This window comes from Nocardia sp. CA-107356, from assembly GCF_050946365.1.
Lineage (GTDB): Bacteria > Actinomycetota > Actinomycetes > Mycobacteriales > Mycobacteriaceae > Nocardia.
This window is the reverse complement of sequence record NZ_CP191992.1, coordinates 9,138,102-9,157,147: the sequence shown is the minus strand read 5'-3', so window position 1 is coordinate 9,157,147 and position 19,046 is coordinate 9,138,102. Positions and strand designations below refer to the sequence as shown.

The following is a 19,046-nucleotide window of genomic DNA, read 5'->3' as shown; positions in this document are numbered from 1 at the left end:
AGCTGACGCATAGTGACACGCCGTCTCGCATGGGTCAGGGCCTATGCGAGACGGGGCAATTCCCTTGCGGCAGTAGGCATTCGGCTTGATCACCCGTCGGTCATCGCGGTGTTGTGTGCGGCGGCGGGTGGACGGGGCGCTCCCGCACCGCCGATCCGGCGGGCGCAGTGCGGTGCGGAAGCATGGGACCGATCAGCTCGACGATCCCGCCTCGATCGTCCGCGGCTGGCTGGAACCGGAAATTTCGATACGGCGCGGCTTGGCCTTCTCGGCGATCGGAATCGTCACCGAGAGCACGCCGTTGTTGTAGGTCGCGCTGATCTTGTCGGCTTGGACACTGTCGCCGAGGCTGAGTTGACGCATGTACGTACCGGCGAAGCGCTCGGACGCAATCCATTGGACGCCTTCGTCACTCGGCAGGCTGCGCTGCGCGCGCAGGGTGAGCGTGCCGTTGTCGACGCTCACGTCCACCGAGCCGGGGTCGACGCCGGGCAGGTCGGCATTGAGTACGTAATGGTCGCCTGCCTTGAACAGATCCATCGGCATGAATCGCGGCGCACGAGACGTCCCGACGGATTCGCCGAGCAGTTGGCGGGCGACGGTGTCGATGTCATGGAATGGATCGAACCGAAGCACAGCAATCACCTCCATATCGCTAGTGGTGACGCCTGCCGCGGCGACAGGCGCCGGAAGCTGTGCACTATCCAAGCTAGCACTCTCGACTGGGGAGTGCTAATAGGGTCGGGGGACTACTTCGCCCGATCTCGCGGTCGGAATAGGAACGGCGGCAAGTTGGTTGGCTCGAGGCATGACGATCGAAGGTCTCGGACGGTTCGGTGTATGGCGCGGGCACGTGGGGTTCACCCCGGCGGACGCGGCAGAGTTGGAGGGGCTCGGCTACGGCACCCTGTGGCTCGGCTCGTCCCCACCCGCCGATCTGCTCGTGATCGATCCACTGCTCGACGCGACCGAGTCGATCACCGTCGCGACCAGCATCGTGAATATCTGGTCCGCGCCCGCGCAGCAGGTCGCGGAGTCGTTCCATCGCATCGATGCCCGCTTCCCCGGGCGGTTCCTGCTCGGCTTGGGCGCGGGCCATCCCGAACACACCGGCGAGTATCGCAAGCCCTATGACGCACTGGTCGAATACTTCGACGAGCTGGATGCCGCAGGGGTGCCGAAGCAGCGCCGCGCACTCGCGGCGCTGGGCCCTCGGGTGCTGAAGTTGGCGGCGGAGCGGTCCGCGGGCGCGCTGCCCTATCTCGTCACCACCGAACACACCGCGCGCGCTCGCGCGGTAATGGGCGACGATGCGCTGCTGGCGACCGAACACAAGGTGGTCCTGGACGAGGATCCGGTTCGCGCCCGTGCCACCGCGCGCCCGCGCGTCGAGTTCTACCTCGACCTGCAGAACTATGTCGCTAACCTGCGCAGGCTCGGCTTCACCGACGACGATGTGACCAAGCCCGGCAGCGATCGGCTCTATGACGCCCTCGTGGCGCACGGCAGCCCCGAGTCGGTCGTCGACCAACTCGCCGCCCATCTGTCCGCGGGTGCCGATCACGTCGTGCTCCAGGTCCTCGATGACGAGCCCGCCGCACTGCGCACCCTGGCTCCATTGCTGGCGAAACAGTCCTGAGAGCGCGGGGCGATCGGGCTGAGCTATCGCCCGGTCGCCCCAAGAGACTGTTGAAGCACACCGGACAACTCTGCTCGCGGAGATGATGCCGGGCTTCTCGGGCGTCATGAGACGAATCGTCCTAAGGAAGCGTTAGAAAGGGCGGTGTCCGCTTCCATCGACGATGTGACTGCCAACACACTGGTCTCCGACCGACGCAAGGCCGCGTCGAAGAAGGAGATCTGGTGACTACGACACAGGGCGGCGGAACGAGCCACAATCGCCAAGCGATCGGGACGCCGACGGGGCGCGGGAACTCCCGCATGACACAGCCCGTGGGCGAGCGCCGGGTGGTCGCCAACGTATTGCGCGGTTCCATCGGCAATCTCGTCGAGTGGTACGACTGGTATGTCTACGCCGCGTTCAGCGTGTACTTCGCGAAATCGTTCTTCCCGAAGGGTGATTCCACCGCGCAATTGCTGTCCACCGCAGCGGTTTTCGCGGTCGGCTTCCTGATGCGGCCGCTCGGCGGTTGGGCGCTGGGGCGCTATGCCGATAAGTTCGGACGCCGCTCGGCGCTCACCCTCTCGGTGACCGTGATGGCCGCAGGTTCGTTGCTGATCGCGGTGACGCCCGGATACCAGACGATCGGGATCGCCGCACCGCTGTTGCTGTTGCTGGCCCGCCTGTTGCAGGGACTTTCGGTGGGCGGCGAATACGCAACCAGCGCAACATATCTGTCCGAGGTGGCCTCGACAGGTAAGCGCGGGTTCTACTCGAGCTTCCAGTACGTCACGCTGGTCGCGGGACAGTTGGTCGCGCTCGGTGTCCAGATCATCCTGCAGCAGTTCCTGGACAACGCCCAGATGAACAACTGGGGCTGGCGCATTCCGTTCGTCATCGGTGCGGCGGCCGCGCTCATCGTGATGTGGCTGCGGCGCAGTATGGACGAATCCGAACACTTCCAGGCCGCGGTCGAGGCCGAGCGGGACAGCACCTCGGGCGCGGTCTCCGCGGTCGGTGCCCAACAGCCCGCACGCGGTTCGCTGCGGATGCTGCTGCAGTACCCGCGGGAATGCCTGCTGGTGATCGGGTTGACGCTCGGCGGCACGGTCGCGTTCTACACCTACACGACCTACATGCAGAAGTTCATGATCAATACTTCCGGCATCTCCAAGTCGACCGTCTCGTGGATCAATTTCATCGCGCTGCTGGTGTTCGTGGTGCTGCAGCCGCTGGCCGGTGCGCTCTCCGACCGCATCGGGCGGCGCAAGTTGCTGATCTTCTTCGGTGTCGCGGGCACTCTGCTGACCGTGCCGATCATGACCGTGCTCGCGCACACCAAGAACCCGATCGCGGCGTGGGCGCTGATGATGGGCGCGCTGGTCATCATCACCGGCTACACCTCGATCAACGCCATCGTGAAGGCCGAGCTGTTCCCGACCAAGATCCGCGCACTAGGCGTCGGCCTGCCGTACGCACTGACCGTCGCGATCTTCGGCGGCACCGCGGAGACGATCGCGCTGTCGTTGAAGCAGGCGCATCACGAATCGCTGTACTTCTGGTACGTCGCCGGGTGTATCGGAATCTCGCTGCTCACCTACTGGTTCATGCGGGAGACCTCGAGCGGGTCCACCATCGATGCCGATGCCGCCGCCGATATCTCGCTTACCAAGGCGGATGCGCCAGCCGCCGAGCCGGACCGTGATCTCGCAACGGTCCGACCCTGATCGCCCAGCCGCACCCGCCGATCCTGCGCTGTGGGAGGATCGGCGGGTGCGGCTGGCGGTGGTCGAAGATGATGACGGCGTAGGTGACGCGCTGGTCGAAGCGCTCAATGCTCGCGGCTATCAGGCCGAACGCAAGCGCCGCGGTGCCGATCTGCTCACCGCCCACCGCGGATACGACGCGGTCATCCTCGACCTCGGACTGCCCGACGGCGATGGTTTGCAGGTGCTGCGCCAGTTGCGCGAAGTGAGTTCGGTGCCGGTGCTGATCCTGACCGCGCGCAGCGACGAACGATCGATTGTGCGCGGGTTGCGCGGCGGCGCCGACGACTACCTGGTGAAGCCGCCGCGGATCGCGGAATTGATGGCCCGGCTGGAGAATGTCGTGCGCCGCGCCGCCGCCGGATCGCAACCGGAGCGGGCCGAAGTGGTCACCGGAGATGTGCGGGTCGATCTCGCGGCTCGGGTGGTCGAGGTCGCCGGGCGGCCGATCGCGTTGACCCAGAAGGAATTCGAATTGGTCGAGGCATTGGTGGAGCGGCCAGGTGCCGCGGTCAGCCGCCAGCAGCTGATGGATCGGATCTGGGGCGATGCGTTCGTCGCGGTATCGCGCTCGCTGGATGTCCATATGACCGGACTGCGGGCGAAATTGGACCGGCCTGGGCTGATCACCACGATTCGCGGCTACGGTTACCGCTGGGGTCAATGATCACAGTGACCCGGAAGCCCTGGTAAGAGAAGCGGAGCCAGTATGCGCAGACGGCTACTCGTCGCGCTGACGGTATTCGCGGCGATCGCGGTATTCGCCTTCGCGGTACCGCTGTCGCTGACCTTCGCGACCAGTCGGACCCAGGAATTCGTGGCCGACCGCTCCGGCGATGCCGATCGGTTCGCCGCACTCGCCGATGCCGCGGTGGCCGAGGGGGACAGCCGGTCGCTGGCCGATGAGGTCGGCCGCTATCACGATCTGTACGCGGAGAATGTGCTGGTCGTCGATGCCCGAGGCGCCAGGACGGTGAATGCGGGGGTGGATGTGTCCTCGGCTCCGGTCGAGGCCGCGGTCGCCGCCGCCCGCCGCAACCAGCGGCCGCAGCCGGTGTATCGGCTGACCCCGTGGAGTGGGCCGACGGTGCTGATCGCCCGGCCCGTCGGCACCGGGGTGCAGGTCAACGGTGCGGTGGTGATCGAGGCCTCCACCACGCGCGCCCGCCGCGATATCGCCCGCGCGTGGGCGGTGGTCGCGGTCGGGGCGGTGCTGGCGATGATGGTGTTCACGATGCTGGCGCTGAGCCTGAGCCGCTGGGTGCTGCGCCCGCTGGCGGCGCTGTCACAGGCGGTGGCCGAACTGACCGCGACTCTGCCCAAGCCGCGTGCCCAGGCCGCTGCGCATGTATCGATCGCCCGGCACCACGGCGGGCCGCCGGAGATGCGTGCGGTCGCGGAATCCTTCGACGCCATGGCGCTTGCCGTCGCCGATTCGGCGGACGCGCAACGTCAGTTGGTCGCGGATACCGCGCATGCCATGCGAAATCCGCTCGCCGCCTTGACGATTCGTCTCGACTCACTGGAGCACGCGATCCCGGACAGCGCGGCGGCCACCTTCGGCAGTGCGGGCGCCGAGGTCGACCGCCTGACCGCACTGCTCGACGGCCTGCTGAGTTTGGCGGTCGCCGAGACGCCCGCCGCCTTCGAGGCCGCGCGCACCCCCACCGACGCCGAAAACCATTGTGATGCAGTACAAGTCGTCGCGGACCGGGTCGACGCCTGGTACTCCGCCTATGAGAACGCCGGACAGGAATTGCGCGCGGCCCCCATGGTGCCGGAGGCCGACGTCGCGGTCTCCGCCGATGTGCTCGCTCAGATTCTCGATGTGCCGCTGAGCAATTCGTGCAACTACGCCGGATCCGGCACGCAGACCGTCATGGTGGTCGATATCGAGCCGGGTTGGGTGACGGTGACCGTGCGGGACAATGGCGTCGGTGTCGAACCTGCGGAGATCGATAAATTGACCACCCGCTTCTTCCGTGGCTCCGGTGCCTGCGCCGGCGGTTCCGGTCTCGGTCTCCCGATTGCCGCCGCGCTGGCCCAAGCGCGCGGCGGCACGCTCACCGTGCGGTCCGTCGAACCGCGCGGACTCGCGATCCAGATCCGCCTACCGCAGCTGGTGCGAACATGATCACTCGGCGGAAGTTCTTGGCGCTCAGCGCCGTTGGTATCGCGGCCGGTGCCGTCGGATGTGGTGGGGCCGTGGACACCGTGCGGCTGGCCTCCGGTGAAGTCGGCGGGTTCTACCACGCGTTCGCGCGGCTGCTCGCGACCGTCGCCGCCGAGGCGGGGACGGTGCGGATCGAGCCGGTGACGACAACAGGGTCGCAGGAAAATCTGGCAATGCTGACCAGCGGACGGGTGGATGCCGCACTGGCACTCGCGGATTCGGTGCAGGGCGAGCGAGAGCCGGTCTCGGCGCTCGGCCGGGTGTACGAGAACTATCTGCAACTGGCCGTGCGGACGGACGGCCCGATCCAGCGGGTCACCGATCTGCGGGGCGCCCGGGTCAATCTCGGCGCCGCGGGATCGGGCGCAGCGGTGACCGGGGAGCGGCTGCTATGGGCCGCGGGTGTGAATCCGGATGTGGATGTGGACACCTCGCATCGTCCGTTGCGCGATGCGGTGGCTGGTGTGGAATCCGGTGAGCTGGATGCGTTGCTGTGGGCCGGTGGCGTACCCACCGACGTGCTCGACGTACCGGAACGTCTGCGACTCATCGAACTCGGTGAACTGGCGGCGCCGATGCGGGAACGGTTCGGGCATCTATACGACCTGGTCGAAATTCCCGCCGACGCCTATGACGGCGGCGCGGCGATCCGCACGATCGGCGTCGCGAATCTGCTGCTCGCCGCACCGGCCATGTCGGATGCGGCGGCCGGGGCCATTGTCGAGCTGCTGGTTTCCCGGGCGGATGCGCTGGTACCGGCCGAGGCAGCGGGCACCCAGTTCCTGGATACCCGCTCACTCATCGGGACCGATTCCGTGCCGCTGCATCCGGGCGCGGCGGCGGTCTACCGCCGACGGCACGGCTGAGCGCCGGTCAGGAACGGACCAGGCGCGCGATGGCGTCGGTGGCCTCTTTGATCTTGGCGTCGGCCTCCGGGCCACCGGTGACCGCCGCGTCCACCACGCAGTGGCTGATGTGGTCCTCCAGCAGACCCATCGCCACGGCTTGCAGTGCCTTTGTCATCGCGGAGACCTGGGTGAGGATGTCGATGCAGTACTTCTCCTCCTCGACCATGCGCTGCAGACCGCGGGCCTGGCCCTCGATCCGGCGCAGGCGCTTGAGGTAGTCGTCCTTGGCGGTGATGTAGCCGTGCGAGGAATGGTCGTGCGCGGCGTGGTCGTGGATGGTCGCGCTCTCGGCCGCGGTGTCCCTGCCCGGCACGGGCGTGCTGTCATTGTGCGACGGGGTGGGTGTCACCGACTGTCTCCTCGCTGCTCGCCGGATCTCCGGCCGGACCTGGATTCAATACCCCCCTAGGGTACAGTGCTGTGGGGGAATTGTCAGGTCGGCGTAGGTTCGGCCGCGTTTGCGGCCGGCGTTCGGGTCCGATGTTCGGCGCCGCTGCGTGCCAGCGCGATGCCGCCGACCACCAGCACCCCGCCGATCATCTGCACCGGCGCGACCGATTCGTCCAGCAGCAGCCACGACAACACCACCGCGAACAGCACCTCGCTCAGCAGTATCAGCGACATCAGCGTGGCACCGATGCGCGCCGCGCCCGCCACTCCACACACATACGCAACCACCGTGCTGATGGTGACCAGCAGCGTCAGCGACAGCCAGACCGGAATGTGATGTTCGGCGAGTGCGGTGTCGGCGCCCCCGAACAGCACCGGCAGCAGCCCGGTCGAGCCGAGTGTCCACGCGGTCGCGGCCGCGACGGTCAGGCCGGAGCCCAGCAATACGACCGGACTCAGCGAATCCGAGGTGCGGGCCGAGAGCAGGAAGAACACCGCGTTGCACAGCATCGATACCGCGGCCCAGCCCAGTCCGATCAGGCTGATTCCGCCCGCACCGAAGATATTGATGACCAGCGCGGCGCCGCCGAGTGCAACCGCCGCGCCGAGGACCGTCGCGCCCGATGGTCGTCGCCCGTGCACCGCCCAGTTCCAGGCGATTACGGCGACCGGCGCCAGGAATTGGATCATCAACGTCACGCCGACCTGGAGATAGGGCAGCGACAGGAAGAAGCTGGCCTGCACCCCGGCCACCGCGATCACGCCGAACGCGCCGACGGTGCGCAGGTGGCGCAGGCTGCCGCGCAGTCCACCCGGATCGCTGAGCGCCGCGACCGTGAGCATGACCGCGGCCGCGCCGCTCAGCCGAATCGCCAAAACGGCGCCCGGGGACCAGCCCACCGCGAGTACCGATTTCGCCAACGGGCCGGAACTGGCGAAGGCCAGCCCGCTGCCGACCGTCAGCCACACCCCGGCGCGCGCACGCGACGAACTCACCGCACCTCCAGCACCCAACCGACTCAGCCCATCATGAACGAAGGTCCAGTTGGCCGGATGTGGACCCGTCTGGTCGGGGCATGGGGGCTGGCGAGAGAATCGGTGCATGAGTTTGGATGTTCGGCCCGCGCTCGCCGTGATCGGCGGTAGTGGCTTCTACGATTTCTTCGATAACGAGGCGACCACCGTCGAGGTCGATACGCCCTACGGCAAGCCGAGCGCGCCGATCGCGGTCGGTGAGGTGGAGGGTCGCCCGGTGGCGTTCCTGCCCCGGCACGGCAAGCAGCACGAATTCGCGCCGCATACGCTGCCGTACCAGGCCAACATGTGGGCGCTGCGCTCGATCGGGGTGCGCCGGATCTTCGCGCCGTGCGCGGTCGGCAGCCTGCGCGCGGATTGGGGGCCGGGCACCGTCGCGGTGCCGGACCAACTGGTCGACCGGACCTCCGGCCGTCCACAGACCTACTTCGACGGCGGCGGCGTGCACGTCTCCTTCGCCGACCCGTACTGCGACGAACTGCGTTCCGCGGCAACGAAATCCGCGACCGACGCACTGCCGATGAAGTCCTCCGGCACCATGGTCGTGGTGCAGGGCCCGCGCTTTTCCACTCGAGCCGAGAGCCGCTGGTTCGCCGCACAGGGCTGGGAACTGGTCAATATGACCGGGCATCCGGAGGCGGTTCTCGCTCGTGAACTCGAAATGTGCTATGCCGCAGTCGCTTTGGTGACAGATCTGGATGCGGGCATGGAAGAGGGCGGCGGTGTGCACGCGGTCGACGTCTTCGCCGAGTTCAAGAAGAACCTCGGCCCGTTCAAGGAGCTGATCCGGCGTTCGGTCTCGGCGGTCACCGGAACCGACACCTGCGACCGCTGCCGTGTGCACGCGGGAGTGTCGCTGCCGTTCGAATTACCGTGAGAGTTGGTGCTGCTGGTTGCACCGAGTGACCGATATATGCGAGTCAGATTGGGTTATCAGCCGAACGCGGGGTGCGGATGCGATGAGAGTGCTGGTCACCGGGGCAGCCGGGTTCATCGGGGCGCGGTTGCGGCGGGCGTTGGCCGCCGCCGGACACGAGGTGGTCGGGGTCGATGTGCTGTTCGAAGCGGCGCACGGGCCGAATGCGGAAGCGCCGGAAGGGGTTTCGCGGGTAGACGTGCGCGATGCCGATGCGCTCGAGCCATTGCTGCACGGTATCGACACCGTATGCCATCTCGCGGCCGTCGAGTCCGCTCCGGAATCTTCGATATTCGCCGCGCACAACGATCTGGCTACCGCGGTACTGCTCGATGTGATGGGACGGGCGAAGGTTGGTCATCTGGTGCTGGCCTCGTCCATCGTGGTGTACGGCGAGGGTCGCTATCGCGGGATGAACAGTGGGCCGTTCTTTCCGGGGCTGCGGCGGCGGGCCGATCTGGATCGGGGCATGTTCGACCACCTGGCCCCGCGCACCGGCGAACTGCTCACCTGGGAACCGGTCACCGAGGACGCGCCGCTGCGCCCACGCGGCTTCTACGCGGCCAGCAAGATGGCCCAGGAAAACTATGCCCTCGCTTGGGGTTTGGCCACCGGCGCGGCCGTCACGGCCCTGCGCTACCACAACGGCTACGGCGCGGGCGCACGCTCCGGATTCATCGGAAAGTTCCTCGACGCACTGGATCTCGGACAGCCGCCACTGGTAGACGAGGACGGCGGCCAGATCAGGGACTTCGTCCACGTGGACGATATGGTGGCCGCCACCGTCGCCGCGGTCGACCGCCGCCTACCCGGCTTCGTGCCCCTGAATATTGCCTCCGGCCACCCGATCACGATATGGGAGGTCGCCTCGATCATGGCCCGGGCCCGCGGCGGCCCTGGCCCCACGGTGACCGGCCGCTACCGTCTCGGCGATGTCCGCCACATCGTCGCCGATCCGGAACGAGCCAGGCGCGCACTGGGTTTCACCGCTCAGATCCCACCCGCCCAAGGCCTGGCCGAACTCGCCGCACCCGCGGTGGAAACCACCACACCCCGCCAGGAATCCGCACCGCTACATGTGCGGGTTGCCCCGCCCGCCTCCGGGCCGCAACGCCGCGACCCGCATACCGCCACGCCGATCGCGAAGACTCCGGACCCGCGCCCGAATCCTCCCGCACCGAGCGCGAAAGACGATGCGCCCGATCCGGAGTCGGTGACATCGCTCGCGGCCGCCGCTGCATCGAACGCGAATGCTGTTGCCCCAATTCCCGAATCCGCTGCCCCGAGAGCGGAGAACGCCATGCCGCGGGCGTCGACGCCGCCGTCGAGTGAGTCGGTGCTCCCGAGTGGAACGCCCGCATCGAAGCCGGAAGCTGCTGCGCCCTAGGTTCCTGGCTTTGATGCCGTGGTCGGCGGACTCGTGCCGCGGTGCCGCGGCACGGGTTCGGCGTCGCTCGGACTATTGGGCCGGGGCTGTGAAGGCGTCGGCGTGTGTGCGGGCCCATTGTTCGAAGGTGCGCGGTACGCGGCCGGTTACCTCTTGGACGGTGGGGTACACCTGGGATTCGTCCAGCGTGCCGTCGGCGAAGAAGCTCCAGAATGCGTCGACGTACTTTTGTGGCATCGTCGCCTCGAGTTCCGCCCGCGTCTGCGCGTTCGTCAAACCCTGACACACCAGCGGTCGGTCGAGCACCTCGGCGAGGACCGCGACCTGGTCGGCGGGCACCAGGGCTCGGGCACCGGTCAGGTCGAGGATCCGGCCCGCGAGTTCGCCGCCGGTCAGGGCGACCGCCGCGACGGCCGCGATATCGGCGGGATCGATGGCGGCGACGGGCACATCGGGGAACTGGGCCCGGATCACATCACCCTGCGCAAGTTGCGGCAACCAACGCAGCGCATTCGACATGAACGAGCGTGGGCGCAGGAAGGTCCAGGCCAGGCCGGATTCGCGTACGTCCCGCTCGGCTCGGGTCATATACGCGGAGACCGCGTTGTCCATATCCTCCAGCGCCGCCGAACCGCCCGAGAGCAGGACAATGTGCTGTACGCCTGCTTTTTTCGCGCGGGCGAGCAGGTCGGGGGTGTCCGCGTAGCCCGGCAGCAGGAACATTCCGGTGACTCCGTCGAATGCCTCGGTCAGGCTCTCGGGCCGATTCAGATCGCCCGGCACCGCCTCGACGCCGGCAGGTAGCTGCGCACGAGCGGGATCGCGGACCAGCGCGCGCACAGCTGCACCGGAGTTGTTCAGTGCCGCAACCAGTTCCGTGCCGATATTGCCCGTCGCACCGGTCACCAGGATCATGCCGTCTCCTCTAGGGTAGCCGGGGGTTCGCTTGCCGAAGCCCCGTCCATCATGCGAAATCGCCGAGTCGGGTAGCGGCCGATCTCATGACTCAATCGAGATCTCCGCGCCCGCTTCGACCGTACCGGCGGTGCGCGGCGTTAGGCTCGCGCAGTGGAAACTCCGTTACGACTAGAGGTCATCGTGGCGAGCACGCGCCCGGAGCGATTCGCTCCAGTGGTCGCCGACTGGTTCCTGCGCACGGTGCGGGCGAGAACCGAATTCGATACCGGCGTCATCGATCTCATCACCACCCCGCTGCCGACGGATCTGGCTTTCACCGCCGAGGTGGCGGCCTATCGCGAGCGCTTGGCCGCCGCCGACGCCTTCGTCGCGATCACCTCCGAGTACAACCACGGCTACCCGGCCTCACTGAAAACCGCCTTCGACAACGCGAAGCACGAATGGCGCGCCAAACCCATCGGATTCGTCTCCTACGGCGGCCTCTCCGGCGGCCTGCGCGCCGTCGAACAACTGCGCCAGGTGGTCGCCGAAATCCACATGGTCTCCATCCGCGAGACCGTCAGCTTCCACCAAGCCAAAAAGCGATTCGACGACGCGGGGAACACGGCGGACGGCGCCGCCATCGATGCCGCCGAACGGCTCATCCGTCAGCTCGCCTGGTGGGCAAGAACTCTGCGCACTGCTCGCACCACCGACCCTTACCCGGGCTGAACCGCGAGGAAGCCGGGTTCGGGAAGTTCCTCGAGGCCACCAGCCCGAGCTAGCTCAACCGGGAAGTCTGTGCGACACAGCAGGACCTACCACAGCCCAACCCAACCCACCGTGATCGGGGCAGGCCGCCCCCGAATCGCCTACCCACCCGGAATCGGAACCGGCGCTACTGCGGACTATCCGCCATCGCCCGTCGCCCGCGCGGATGGCCGATATATGTCGCTTCGCGCGGAATGGAAACCAGCGTCAGGTCGACCTGGGCTGTCCCGGTCCGCAACACCACGTGGTTGCCGATGGCACCGGGCTGGTGGATCGACAGGTCCGGACGGGTGGCGGGCCAACCCATCGGGTCGCCGGTCACGTAGATCGTGGTGACACCGGCGTGCGGTGCGGGGGCCAGCACACCATCGACCACGGTCGCGGTGAATCCGGCATCGGATTGGTGTGTTTCGACCGCGATCTGCAGCCGCTCGGGATTCCCGATGGTGGTCACCAGGTTCTCCCAGGCGTGCGCCCGATCGGTGCGGATCAGGATGCGCTCGCCGACCGCCAACGCGCGGAACACCAACTGCTGGGCCAGATACAGCTCACCGGCCACATAGACCGTCGAGATGCCGGTGCCGACGATGCGGACCGCAACACCCTGCCCCTCATCGTCGGAACCGATGAGCTGACCGCAACCCGAGGACGGCAGGTGCAGCGCGCTGATCACATCGATCGGGTACTCGGTCACCGGGACGGCGTCGTCGAGATCCGGAATGGCCAACGGCAGGTGCGCGAGCAGCCCGTCGCGGTGCCGCCCGTTCATCGAGATCAGACCCTTGAGTTTGGTGCGCTCCGGCAGTTCCCGTGCGGTCAGTCGCCAGGCCGCGCCGATGGTCACCGATTCGGCCGAACTGCCCGGACGCAGCCGCACCGCGACCGTGGTGCCGCGCGATGGCGCAACCCACAACTGCGAGAGCAGATCCGAGCCGAGCCGCTTCGGGTCGACGGCGCTGCCGATATTCACGCTGTTGCCGATCTCGGCGTAGCGCCAGCGGTGGGTCAGCGTGCGCGGGTCGAAGCCCTGCGTGACCTGCAGGACCGCCTTGCGGATCTCCGGTGCGGTGAGGATGCGGGCGCTGCAGTCGGCGTCTTCGAGAGTGCGCATAATGCGTTGCGTCGCAATGGTTACCGCGCGCGAGGCGCCCTCGCTGCCGCCGCCGCGCCGAGCCGCGGCCTCCGGGCAGGCGATCGCGTCGAAACTGATGGCGAGCCAGACATTGCGATGCGCGGTGGCCGGTAGCGGGCCGAGCAGCGATTCGTAGATCTTGCCCGCGGGCGTGCCGGAGCGGCTGCGGTGGCCGTGGCTGATGATATCGATGCCGCTGAGCAGAATATCGTGCTGGTTCAGGCATTTGGCCAGTTCCGGCAGCGGCAGCAGATGTGAGGCGTGCACGGTGGTGCGGGCGATCCGGGTCAGTCCGCCCTTGGGGGCCAGCACCTCGACGACCGTGACGACCCGGGTGCCGTCCCAGTACAGCCCGAGCGAGCGCCCGTCGGAGCCGCGGAAGTCAACGGTGTCGCCGATCTGGTAGTCGCTGTGGGTCAGATAGCGCCACCAGGTGGCGATCCAGTCCAGGACAGTGCGTTTCGCGATCGGGATCAGCGGCAGCAGTCCGGCGACCACCGCGACACCCAATGCGGGCCAACCGCCCAGTCCGGCGAACAAGGCGAGCAATCCGGCCGCGAGTCCGATCACCTGCGCGATCAGCAGGTTCCGCAGCGAGATGCGCCCGAGCAGCGGGCGTGGTCCCGCCCCGGCTTGTTCGGCCATCGTCATCCCCCAAGTACCCGGTATCGGCCTTTTCGCATCGGCCGAGCTGAACAATAGTCCTCGGGAACTGTACTGTGTTCCGCGAACGCGAGCATTGTTCGGGGAGGGAAACATGCCTTCAAAACCCACTACACGCTGGCAGGTGAGCGGCTACCGCTTCCTGGTCCGCCGGATGGAACACGCCCTGGTCCGTCGGGATGTGCGAATGTTGCACGATCCGATGCGCTCCCAGTCCCGTGCCTACGCGGCCGGACTGATCATGGCCATCGTGGTGCTGGCCGGTTGCGGCGTGCTTGCACTGTTGCGCCCGCAAGACAAGATCGGCAGCAGCAAGATCCTGATCGGCAAGGAATCCGGCGCTGTCTACGTGGTGATCAATGATGTGGTGCATCCGACGCTGAACCTGGCATCGGCCCGGCTGGCCGCCGGTTCACCGGAAAAGGCCGTCATTGTCAAGGAATCCGAGATCGGCAAGAAGGCGCGCGGACAGCTGATCGGCATCCCGGGCGCGCCCTCCGCACTGCGCTTCGACAAGGACGGCAAGGGGCGGATCTGGACCGTCTGCGACCAGCTGAAGGTCGACGGCAGTAAGGATTTCACCACTTCGGTACTGGCCGGTGAGCTCTCGCTCGGCGAGAAGGCCTCGGTCATGGGCAAGGACCGGGCGCTGCTGGTGCAGGGCAAGGACGCGACGTACCTGGTGTACGACAATAAGCGCGCCCGCGTCGACCTCAAGGACCGCGCCGTCACCGACGCGCTGAAGATCACCGGCGCGACTGCCCGGCCGATCGGTGCGGGCCTGCTCAATACGATTCCCGAAGTGCTGCAGATCATTCCGCCCAAGATCGACAACCCGGGCGGTGCGGTCAGCTACTCGGTCGGCAACCACCGGATCGGCGACGTGGTGCATGTGCCAGCACAGCCCAATACGGAATACGTTGTACTGCAGGACGGTCTGCAGCAGATCTCGCCGGTGACCGCCGAGATCATCCGCAACCGGTATCGCTCGATGTCGAGCAACGACGTCGTCGACCAGACCGACAAGACCTATGCGCCGGTCGCGAACGTACTGCAGGTCGGCATGTATCCGCAGACCGTGCCGTCCATCGTCGACTACAAAGACCAGCCGATCAGCTGCCTGTCCTGGAAGCCACTGGCCGCCGCCGCCGACAATAAGGACGGTGGCAATCGCGCCGAGCTGTCGGTGGTGACCGGTGTGGCACTGCCGATTCCGGATAAGGCCAAACTGGTGCCGCTGGCCCAGGCGGACGGTTCCGGTGCCAATGCCGACTCGGTCTACATTCCGCCGGGTACGGGTGCGTTCGTCCAGACCACCGGCATCGAACTCGACAGCCGCCGCAAGGACAGCAAGTTCTACATCGCCGACACCGGTGTCCGGTACGGCGTCAAGGATGCCGATGCGGAGAAGGCGCTCGGCATGGATACGGATTCGGGCACCAAAGCCGAACCCGCACCATGGCCGATCGTCGGCCTGCTCGCGGCCGGTCCGAGCCTGGCCCGCGCAGATGCCATGGTTGCCCACGATGGCGTCGCCGCGGACCCGTCGCCGTCGAAATCGCCTGTCGCCTCGGCGAATTGAGCGACTATTCGTTATCGACCGGCATCGAGGCCGCCCGCAATGCGGCGACCTCGGTTCGTAGCGCGCGGATTTCGTCGACCAGCACCGTAATCTCCCGATCGGTGCGGTCGGCGCTCACCTCGACGGCCTTCAGTTGCTCCATGACCCAACTGGTCGTGGTGCCGATGGCGAAACTGATCAGGCCGATGCCCAGCGTCATCAATATCAGCGCGATCAGGCGGCCGTGCACGGTTACCGGATACACATCGCCGTAGCCGACCGTGGTCACCGACACCATCGACCACCACAGCGCGTCACCGAAGTTGTGAATCTTGCTGTCGGGCGCACCGTATTCGGCATCGAAGAACGCCAGGCTGCACAGCACCAGCGTCAGTGCCGAACTGGTGCCGACGAATATCGCCAGCCGCGCCCGGGTCACCCGATTGCGGTTGAGCGTATCGAGCACCAACAGCGCGGCTCGCAGCAGCCGCACCGGCCGGAACGGCGGCAATAAAACGATCAGCAATTCCAGCGGGTGGGTCCGTACGAATCGCCAGCGATCGGTCGACAGCCATGTCCGGACGCCGAAGTCCGCGACGAATACCGCCCAGATGATGATGTCGACCCGTTCGAGCCAGGTATCCAGTCGCGGTGACGCACCGGTGTCCAGCACATGCCAGGCGTAGACGCAGATGAACAGCACGGCCAGCACCAGCATCGGGATACCGGTGGCGTGTTCCCAGGCTTGTCTACGGTTCGGTTGTCCGCCGTCGTGTTCGGCTGCGCGCGTCAGGATCATGGGAACTACCTGTATCGATGGGGTGCGACATCCTATGTACCGCCGTTTGCCAGCACGACGCTACATATCGTCGGATTTGATGCCGAAGCGGCGTCGGATCGGGAACGAGGCCAGGTAGCCGAGAACCAAGGCGGCGCCGATGATCCCGGTACCGATCAGCGCGACATTGCGGGCCCGGTTGTCCGCTGGCGGCGTCGGTGCGGGCACCGGGAGCTGGGCGCTTCTGGCCGGGCTCGGCCGTTTGGGCGGCAGCGGCGCGCTGCTCACCTCATCGGTCAGCGCCGCAACCGGATCGACCGCGCCGTAGCCGATGTACGGACTCCATCCCTCGGCGGGCGCATGTGCGGTGGCCTGCAACCGCTTGACCACATCCAGCGCGCTCATCTCCGGAAAGCGGGCACGCACGAGCGCGACGACACCGGATACCAATGGCGTCGCGAAGCTGGTCCCGCTCATCGCCTGTTGCTGCCCTTGCTGACTCACGGTGCCGGTGGCGGTGCCGGTCCCGCGTGGATCGAGCGAGACCATATTCTCGCCCGGCGCGGCCACACTCACCCACGGGCCCGGCACGGTGAACTTCGACGGTGCGCCGTTGGCATCGATCGAGCCGACCGAGAGCACGTAATCGTCCCAGCGGGCCGGGCTCACATTGACCTTGACATTGCTCCACGGATCGGCGGACGGGTTGAGCGGATCGATGATCTGCTGCTCGGTCTTACAGGAGCCGTCCTGGTTTCCGGCGGCGACGACCACGACCACGTTCTTCTCCAGCGTCGCGTATCGCACTGCCGCACCGATGGATCCGTCGACGTCATTGGACGAGCCGCACCACACCTCGGAGATATTGATGACGCTGACGTTCGCATCGGCCGCGCGCCGGATCGCCGAGGCCATGGTGGCCAGATTGCCGTAGCCCTCGGGCAGATCGTCGGGATTGCGCTCCCTGGACCTGCCCTCTTTCTGGTACATCCTGCTGGTCTGGCGGATCGTCATGATGCGCGCTTCCGGCGCGACACCCGAAAACCCCTGCCCGTCAACCTTCGACGCGGCGATCAGGCCAGCGACGAAAGTGCCGTGCCCATCGCAGTCCTCGGTGCCGTCCCCCGAGTTGGCCACGAAGTCGCCACCGGCGATCAGTCCGGGCAAGCGAGGATGCCGTGCGACGCCGGTGTCGATGACCGCGATCGTTTGGCCCTCGCCCTTGGAGAACCGCCACGCGCTGTCCAGATCGAGTGAGCGCTGGGCGGTGGGGGTCGTCGCGCCCTCACCACCGGATACGGTGTTGGAACAATCGGAATTCGCTGGCCGCTCGGTCTTTTCGGGCGGCGCCGCCGGATCACCGGCAGGAAGTAGACCCGGGTTCACGGTGGGCGGGTGATCCGCGGACGCGGCGCCGGCGCCGAGCCCCAACGACGCGCTCATGCCCAACGCCGCGACCGCAGCCGCGACGCGCATATGCCTGCTCATGCCTGCGCCTCGCTGGCGCTCGGCTCCGGCATGACCAGGCTGCCGGCTGTGTTTATTGTTCACTCGCTGCGCTCGCTCAGAGTCCGCGAACGAGCGAGTAGAGCGACGCCACCCAGAACACCAGCGGCAGTACGGCGCCCACGAACGCGTACTCCAGCAGTTCCACGCCACGGCGCATCGGCGGTGTCGCGGACTGATTCGGAATGATGATGCCGAGAATCAGCGCGGCGATCAGCACGACCATCGCCGCCCCGAAGACGGCCAGCGGCTGCTCCATGCCGATGGCCACGCCGACCATCATGATCAGCACGATCGATGCGCCGCCCGAGATCAGCACCACAGCCTGCTCCGCGCCCGCGTAGGTGCGACTGCGGAACATCAACACCACCGCGGTCACCAGCGCCAGAGCGATGCCGGGCCAGTACGGATCTTCCGCACCGGGATCGGTGCCCGCCAGTGCACCGGCCACCGAGACCAGTGTGGTCGCCGAGACCAGTCCGGCCAGGTACATCCGGGCCCGCTCCGACTTCACCCGCAGCGCATCCATGGTCGGCAGCGCGCGGTGATCGTCCGGATCGTCCTCGGTCGGGTCGATCGGGGTGCCGGGGGAGGGCACCGGCGGCAACGGCAGGCTCGCCAGCAGCATCGAAACCCGCGGTGCGAGTGAGAGACCCGCGAGGCCGAGCGCGGCGACGACCGCGCCGATGGCTTTCTCCGGCTGATCGGTGAGCACGCCGACCAAACCGGCCGGGACGAGGTACACCGCGAGCGTGGCAGCGCCGATGAACAGCGCAAGCCCGACACCGGTGACGCGCCACGCGAGAATCGCTGTCGCACCGACCAATACGGAACCGAGCAGCAGATGTGCCCAGCCGTAGTCGTCGGGCACGAAGAGCATTCCGGCGGTGAACGCGGCGGGCAGCGCGCAGCCGCCGAGCACCAGCGCGGTCGAGGTATCGCCGTACATCCTGCTGAGCACCATGCCCGCGACCACGAGCAGAATCGCCACGGTCAGCGCGAGCGAACCGCTAACCCAGCCCGGCAGAGCATCTTTGGACAGCAGCAGGCCGAGGCAGCCGACGATCATGGTGAGTGCGGCGAGTACCGAACCGGTTATCCGCGCCAGCTTCGGCGTCCAGCTGCGGTAGTGATCGGCGTCGGCGATCGCGACGTTGTACATGATGTCGTCGAACAGTGGCGTCGGCGCGGTGTGCGAGGCGCTCTCCAGCATCAACAGTTCGCCGTCGCGCACGCCGTGCTCGCCGAGGCTCAGTGAATTGGAGAACGGGGGATGGCCGATGCGCGCCAGCACCCATTCCGCGGGCTCGAAACGCTCGCCCTCATTGTCGAAATCATTGGTGCGGCTGTGTTGAGCGACCATATCGACGACACTCGGGATCACCAGTGCGACCGGCACATCGACCGGAATCGCCATATCAACCTGAGTGTGCTTCGCAAGAATCGTGACCCTGGCAAGGTCGGGCGCACGGACGATGCCGCGCGAGGATTCTTCGTCGATGTGGTCAAGTCGCGCGTGCGTCAAGCTTCCCCCAACTCGGT

Annotated in this window: 16 protein-coding genes and 1 pseudogene; 9 read left to right on the top strand and 8 right to left on the bottom strand. The window is 67.0% G+C overall.

The window, feature by feature from the left end; all coding sequences use genetic code 11:
- Positions 1-192: 192 nt before the first annotated feature.
- Positions 193-636: an Hsp20/alpha crystallin family protein gene (locus ACQP1G_RS41465; protein WP_433195476.1), complete on the bottom strand. Its 444-nt coding sequence runs from the start codon at positions 634-636 to the stop codon at positions 193-195.
- 172 nt (positions 637-808) lie between these two features.
- On the opposite strand from ACQP1G_RS41465, the gene ACQP1G_RS41460 reads away from it, so the two are divergent.
- From ACQP1G_RS41460 to ACQP1G_RS41440, 5 genes are all read left to right on the top strand, one after another.
- Entirely contained in the window at positions 809-1,639 is an 831-nt protein-coding gene (locus ACQP1G_RS41460; protein ID WP_433195474.1) for an LLM class F420-dependent oxidoreductase, read from the top strand.
- A gap of 302 nt (positions 1,640-1,941) precedes the next feature.
- Positions 1,942-3,348, top strand: a complete 1,407-nt coding sequence (locus ACQP1G_RS41455; RefSeq protein WP_433195472.1) for an MFS transporter — start codon at positions 1,942-1,944, stop codon at positions 3,346-3,348.
- Positions 3,349-3,394: 46 nt separating this feature from the next.
- Positions 3,395-4,054: a response regulator transcription factor gene (locus tag ACQP1G_RS41450; RefSeq protein WP_433195470.1), complete on the top strand. Its 660-nt coding sequence runs from the start codon at positions 3,395-3,397 to the stop codon at positions 4,052-4,054.
- A gap of 42 nt (positions 4,055-4,096) precedes the next feature.
- Complete coding sequence (locus tag ACQP1G_RS41445; RefSeq protein WP_433195468.1) at positions 4,097-5,521, top strand: sensor histidine kinase; 1,425 nt, start codon at positions 4,097-4,099, stop codon at positions 5,519-5,521.
- Complete coding sequence (locus ACQP1G_RS41440; RefSeq protein ID WP_433195466.1) at positions 5,518-6,426, top strand: TAXI family TRAP transporter solute-binding subunit; 909 nt, start codon at positions 5,518-5,520, stop codon at positions 6,424-6,426. Before ACQP1G_RS41445 ends, ACQP1G_RS41440 begins: the two co-directional genes overlap by 4 nt.
- Before the next feature lie 7 nt (positions 6,427-6,433).
- On the opposite strand, the gene ACQP1G_RS41435 is transcribed toward ACQP1G_RS41440, so the two are convergent.
- Positions 6,434-6,781 carry a metal-sensitive transcriptional regulator gene (locus ACQP1G_RS41435; protein ID WP_433209275.1) on the bottom strand — a complete coding sequence of 116 codons (348 nt, stop codon included), beginning with the start codon at positions 6,779-6,781 and terminating at the stop codon, positions 6,434-6,436.
- A 119-nt stretch (positions 6,782-6,900) separates the two neighbouring features.
- Positions 6,901-7,854: an EamA family transporter gene (locus tag ACQP1G_RS41430; RefSeq protein ID WP_433195464.1), complete on the bottom strand. Its 954-nt coding sequence runs from the start codon at positions 7,852-7,854 to the stop codon at positions 6,901-6,903.
- A gap of 106 nt (positions 7,855-7,960) precedes the next feature.
- Here ACQP1G_RS41430 and ACQP1G_RS41425 point away from each other — a divergent pair, with 106 nt between their 5' ends.
- Positions 7,961-8,770, top strand: a complete 810-nt coding sequence (locus tag ACQP1G_RS41425) for an S-methyl-5'-thioadenosine phosphorylase (protein ID WP_433195462.1) — start codon at positions 7,961-7,963, stop codon at positions 8,768-8,770.
- Positions 8,771-8,852: 82 nt separating this feature from the next.
- A pseudogene (locus tag ACQP1G_RS41420) lies at positions 8,853-9,836 on the top strand (NAD-dependent epimerase/dehydratase family protein); the annotation flags it as partial.
- 432 nt (positions 9,837-10,268) lie between these two features.
- On the opposite strand, the gene ACQP1G_RS41415 reads toward ACQP1G_RS41420, so the two are convergent.
- Positions 10,269-11,111, bottom strand: coding sequence for an NAD(P)H-binding protein (locus tag ACQP1G_RS41415; RefSeq protein ID WP_433195460.1), 843 nt, complete (start codon positions 11,109-11,111; stop codon positions 10,269-10,271).
- Between the two features lie 153 nt (positions 11,112-11,264).
- On the opposite strand from ACQP1G_RS41415, the gene ACQP1G_RS41410 reads away from it, so the two are divergent.
- Positions 11,265-11,825 carry an NADPH-dependent FMN reductase gene (locus ACQP1G_RS41410; RefSeq protein ID WP_433195458.1) on the top strand — a complete coding sequence of 187 codons (561 nt, stop codon included), beginning with the start codon at positions 11,265-11,267 and terminating at the stop codon, positions 11,823-11,825.
- 166 nt (positions 11,826-11,991) lie between these two features.
- Here ACQP1G_RS41410 and eccE read toward each other — a convergent pair whose 3' ends face one another.
- Positions 11,992-13,641, bottom strand: coding sequence for a type VII secretion protein EccE (gene eccE / locus ACQP1G_RS41405; RefSeq protein ID WP_433195456.1), 1,650 nt, complete (start codon positions 13,639-13,641; stop codon positions 11,992-11,994).
- A 112-nt stretch (positions 13,642-13,753) separates the two neighbouring features.
- On the opposite strand from eccE, the gene eccB reads away from it, so the two are divergent.
- On the top strand, positions 13,754-15,241 hold the full coding sequence (gene eccB, locus ACQP1G_RS41400) for a type VII secretion protein EccB (RefSeq protein ID WP_433195454.1): 1,488 nt from the start codon (positions 13,754-13,756) through the stop codon (positions 15,239-15,241).
- 4 nt (positions 15,242-15,245) lie between these two features.
- Here the strand turns inward: eccB and ACQP1G_RS41395 are convergent, their stop codons facing one another.
- The 3 genes from ACQP1G_RS41395 to eccD all read right to left on the bottom strand — a co-directional run bounded on the left by ACQP1G_RS41395 (position 15,246) and on the right by eccD (position 19,029).
- Positions 15,246-16,019: a potassium channel family protein gene (locus ACQP1G_RS41395; RefSeq protein ID WP_433195452.1), complete on the bottom strand. Its 774-nt coding sequence runs from the start codon at positions 16,017-16,019 to the stop codon at positions 15,246-15,248.
- Positions 16,020-16,079: 60 nt separating this feature from the next.
- Positions 16,080-17,486: a type VII secretion-associated serine protease mycosin gene (mycP, locus tag ACQP1G_RS41390; protein WP_433195450.1), complete on the bottom strand. Its 1,407-nt coding sequence runs from the start codon at positions 17,484-17,486 to the stop codon at positions 16,080-16,082.
- 76 nt (positions 17,487-17,562) lie between these two features.
- Positions 17,563-19,029, bottom strand: a complete 1,467-nt coding sequence (gene eccD / locus ACQP1G_RS41385) for a type VII secretion integral membrane protein EccD (protein ID WP_433195448.1) — start codon at positions 19,027-19,029, stop codon at positions 17,563-17,565.
- Positions 19,030-19,046 lie beyond the last annotated feature (17 nt).

Excerpts from the sequence above, each read along its gene's own strand:
- ACQP1G_RS41460 (WP_433195474.1), top strand. The coding sequence starts at position 809 with ATGACGATCGAAGGTCTCGGACGGTTCGGTGTATGGCGCGGGCACGTG.
- ACQP1G_RS41455 (WP_433195472.1), top strand. The coding sequence starts at position 1,942 with ATGACACAGCCCGTGGGCGAGCGCCGGGTGGTCGCCAACGTATTGCGC.
- ACQP1G_RS41445 (WP_433195468.1), top strand. The coding sequence starts at position 4,097 with ATGCGCAGACGGCTACTCGTCGCGCTGACGGTATTCGCGGCGATCGCG.
- ACQP1G_RS41440 (WP_433195466.1), top strand. The coding sequence starts at position 5,518 with ATGATCACTCGGCGGAAGTTCTTGGCGCTCAGCGCCGTTGGTATCGCG.
- ACQP1G_RS41425 (WP_433195462.1), top strand. The coding sequence starts at position 7,961 with ATGAGTTTGGATGTTCGGCCCGCGCTCGCCGTGATCGGCGGTAGTGGC.
- ACQP1G_RS41415 (WP_433195460.1), bottom strand. The coding sequence starts at position 11,111 with ATGATCCTGGTGACCGGTGCGACGGGCAATATCGGCACGGAACTGGTT.
- eccE (WP_433195456.1), bottom strand. The coding sequence starts at position 13,641 with ATGGCCGAACAAGCCGGGGCGGGACCACGCCCGCTGCTCGGGCGCATC.
- eccB (WP_433195454.1), top strand. The coding sequence starts at position 13,754 with ATGCCTTCAAAACCCACTACACGCTGGCAGGTGAGCGGCTACCGCTTC.
- ACQP1G_RS41395 (WP_433195452.1), bottom strand. The coding sequence starts at position 16,019 with ATGATCCTGACGCGCGCAGCCGAACACGACGGCGGACAACCGAACCGT.
- mycP (WP_433195450.1), bottom strand. The coding sequence starts at position 17,486 with ATGAGCAGGCATATGCGCGTCGCGGCTGCGGTCGCGGCGTTGGGCATG.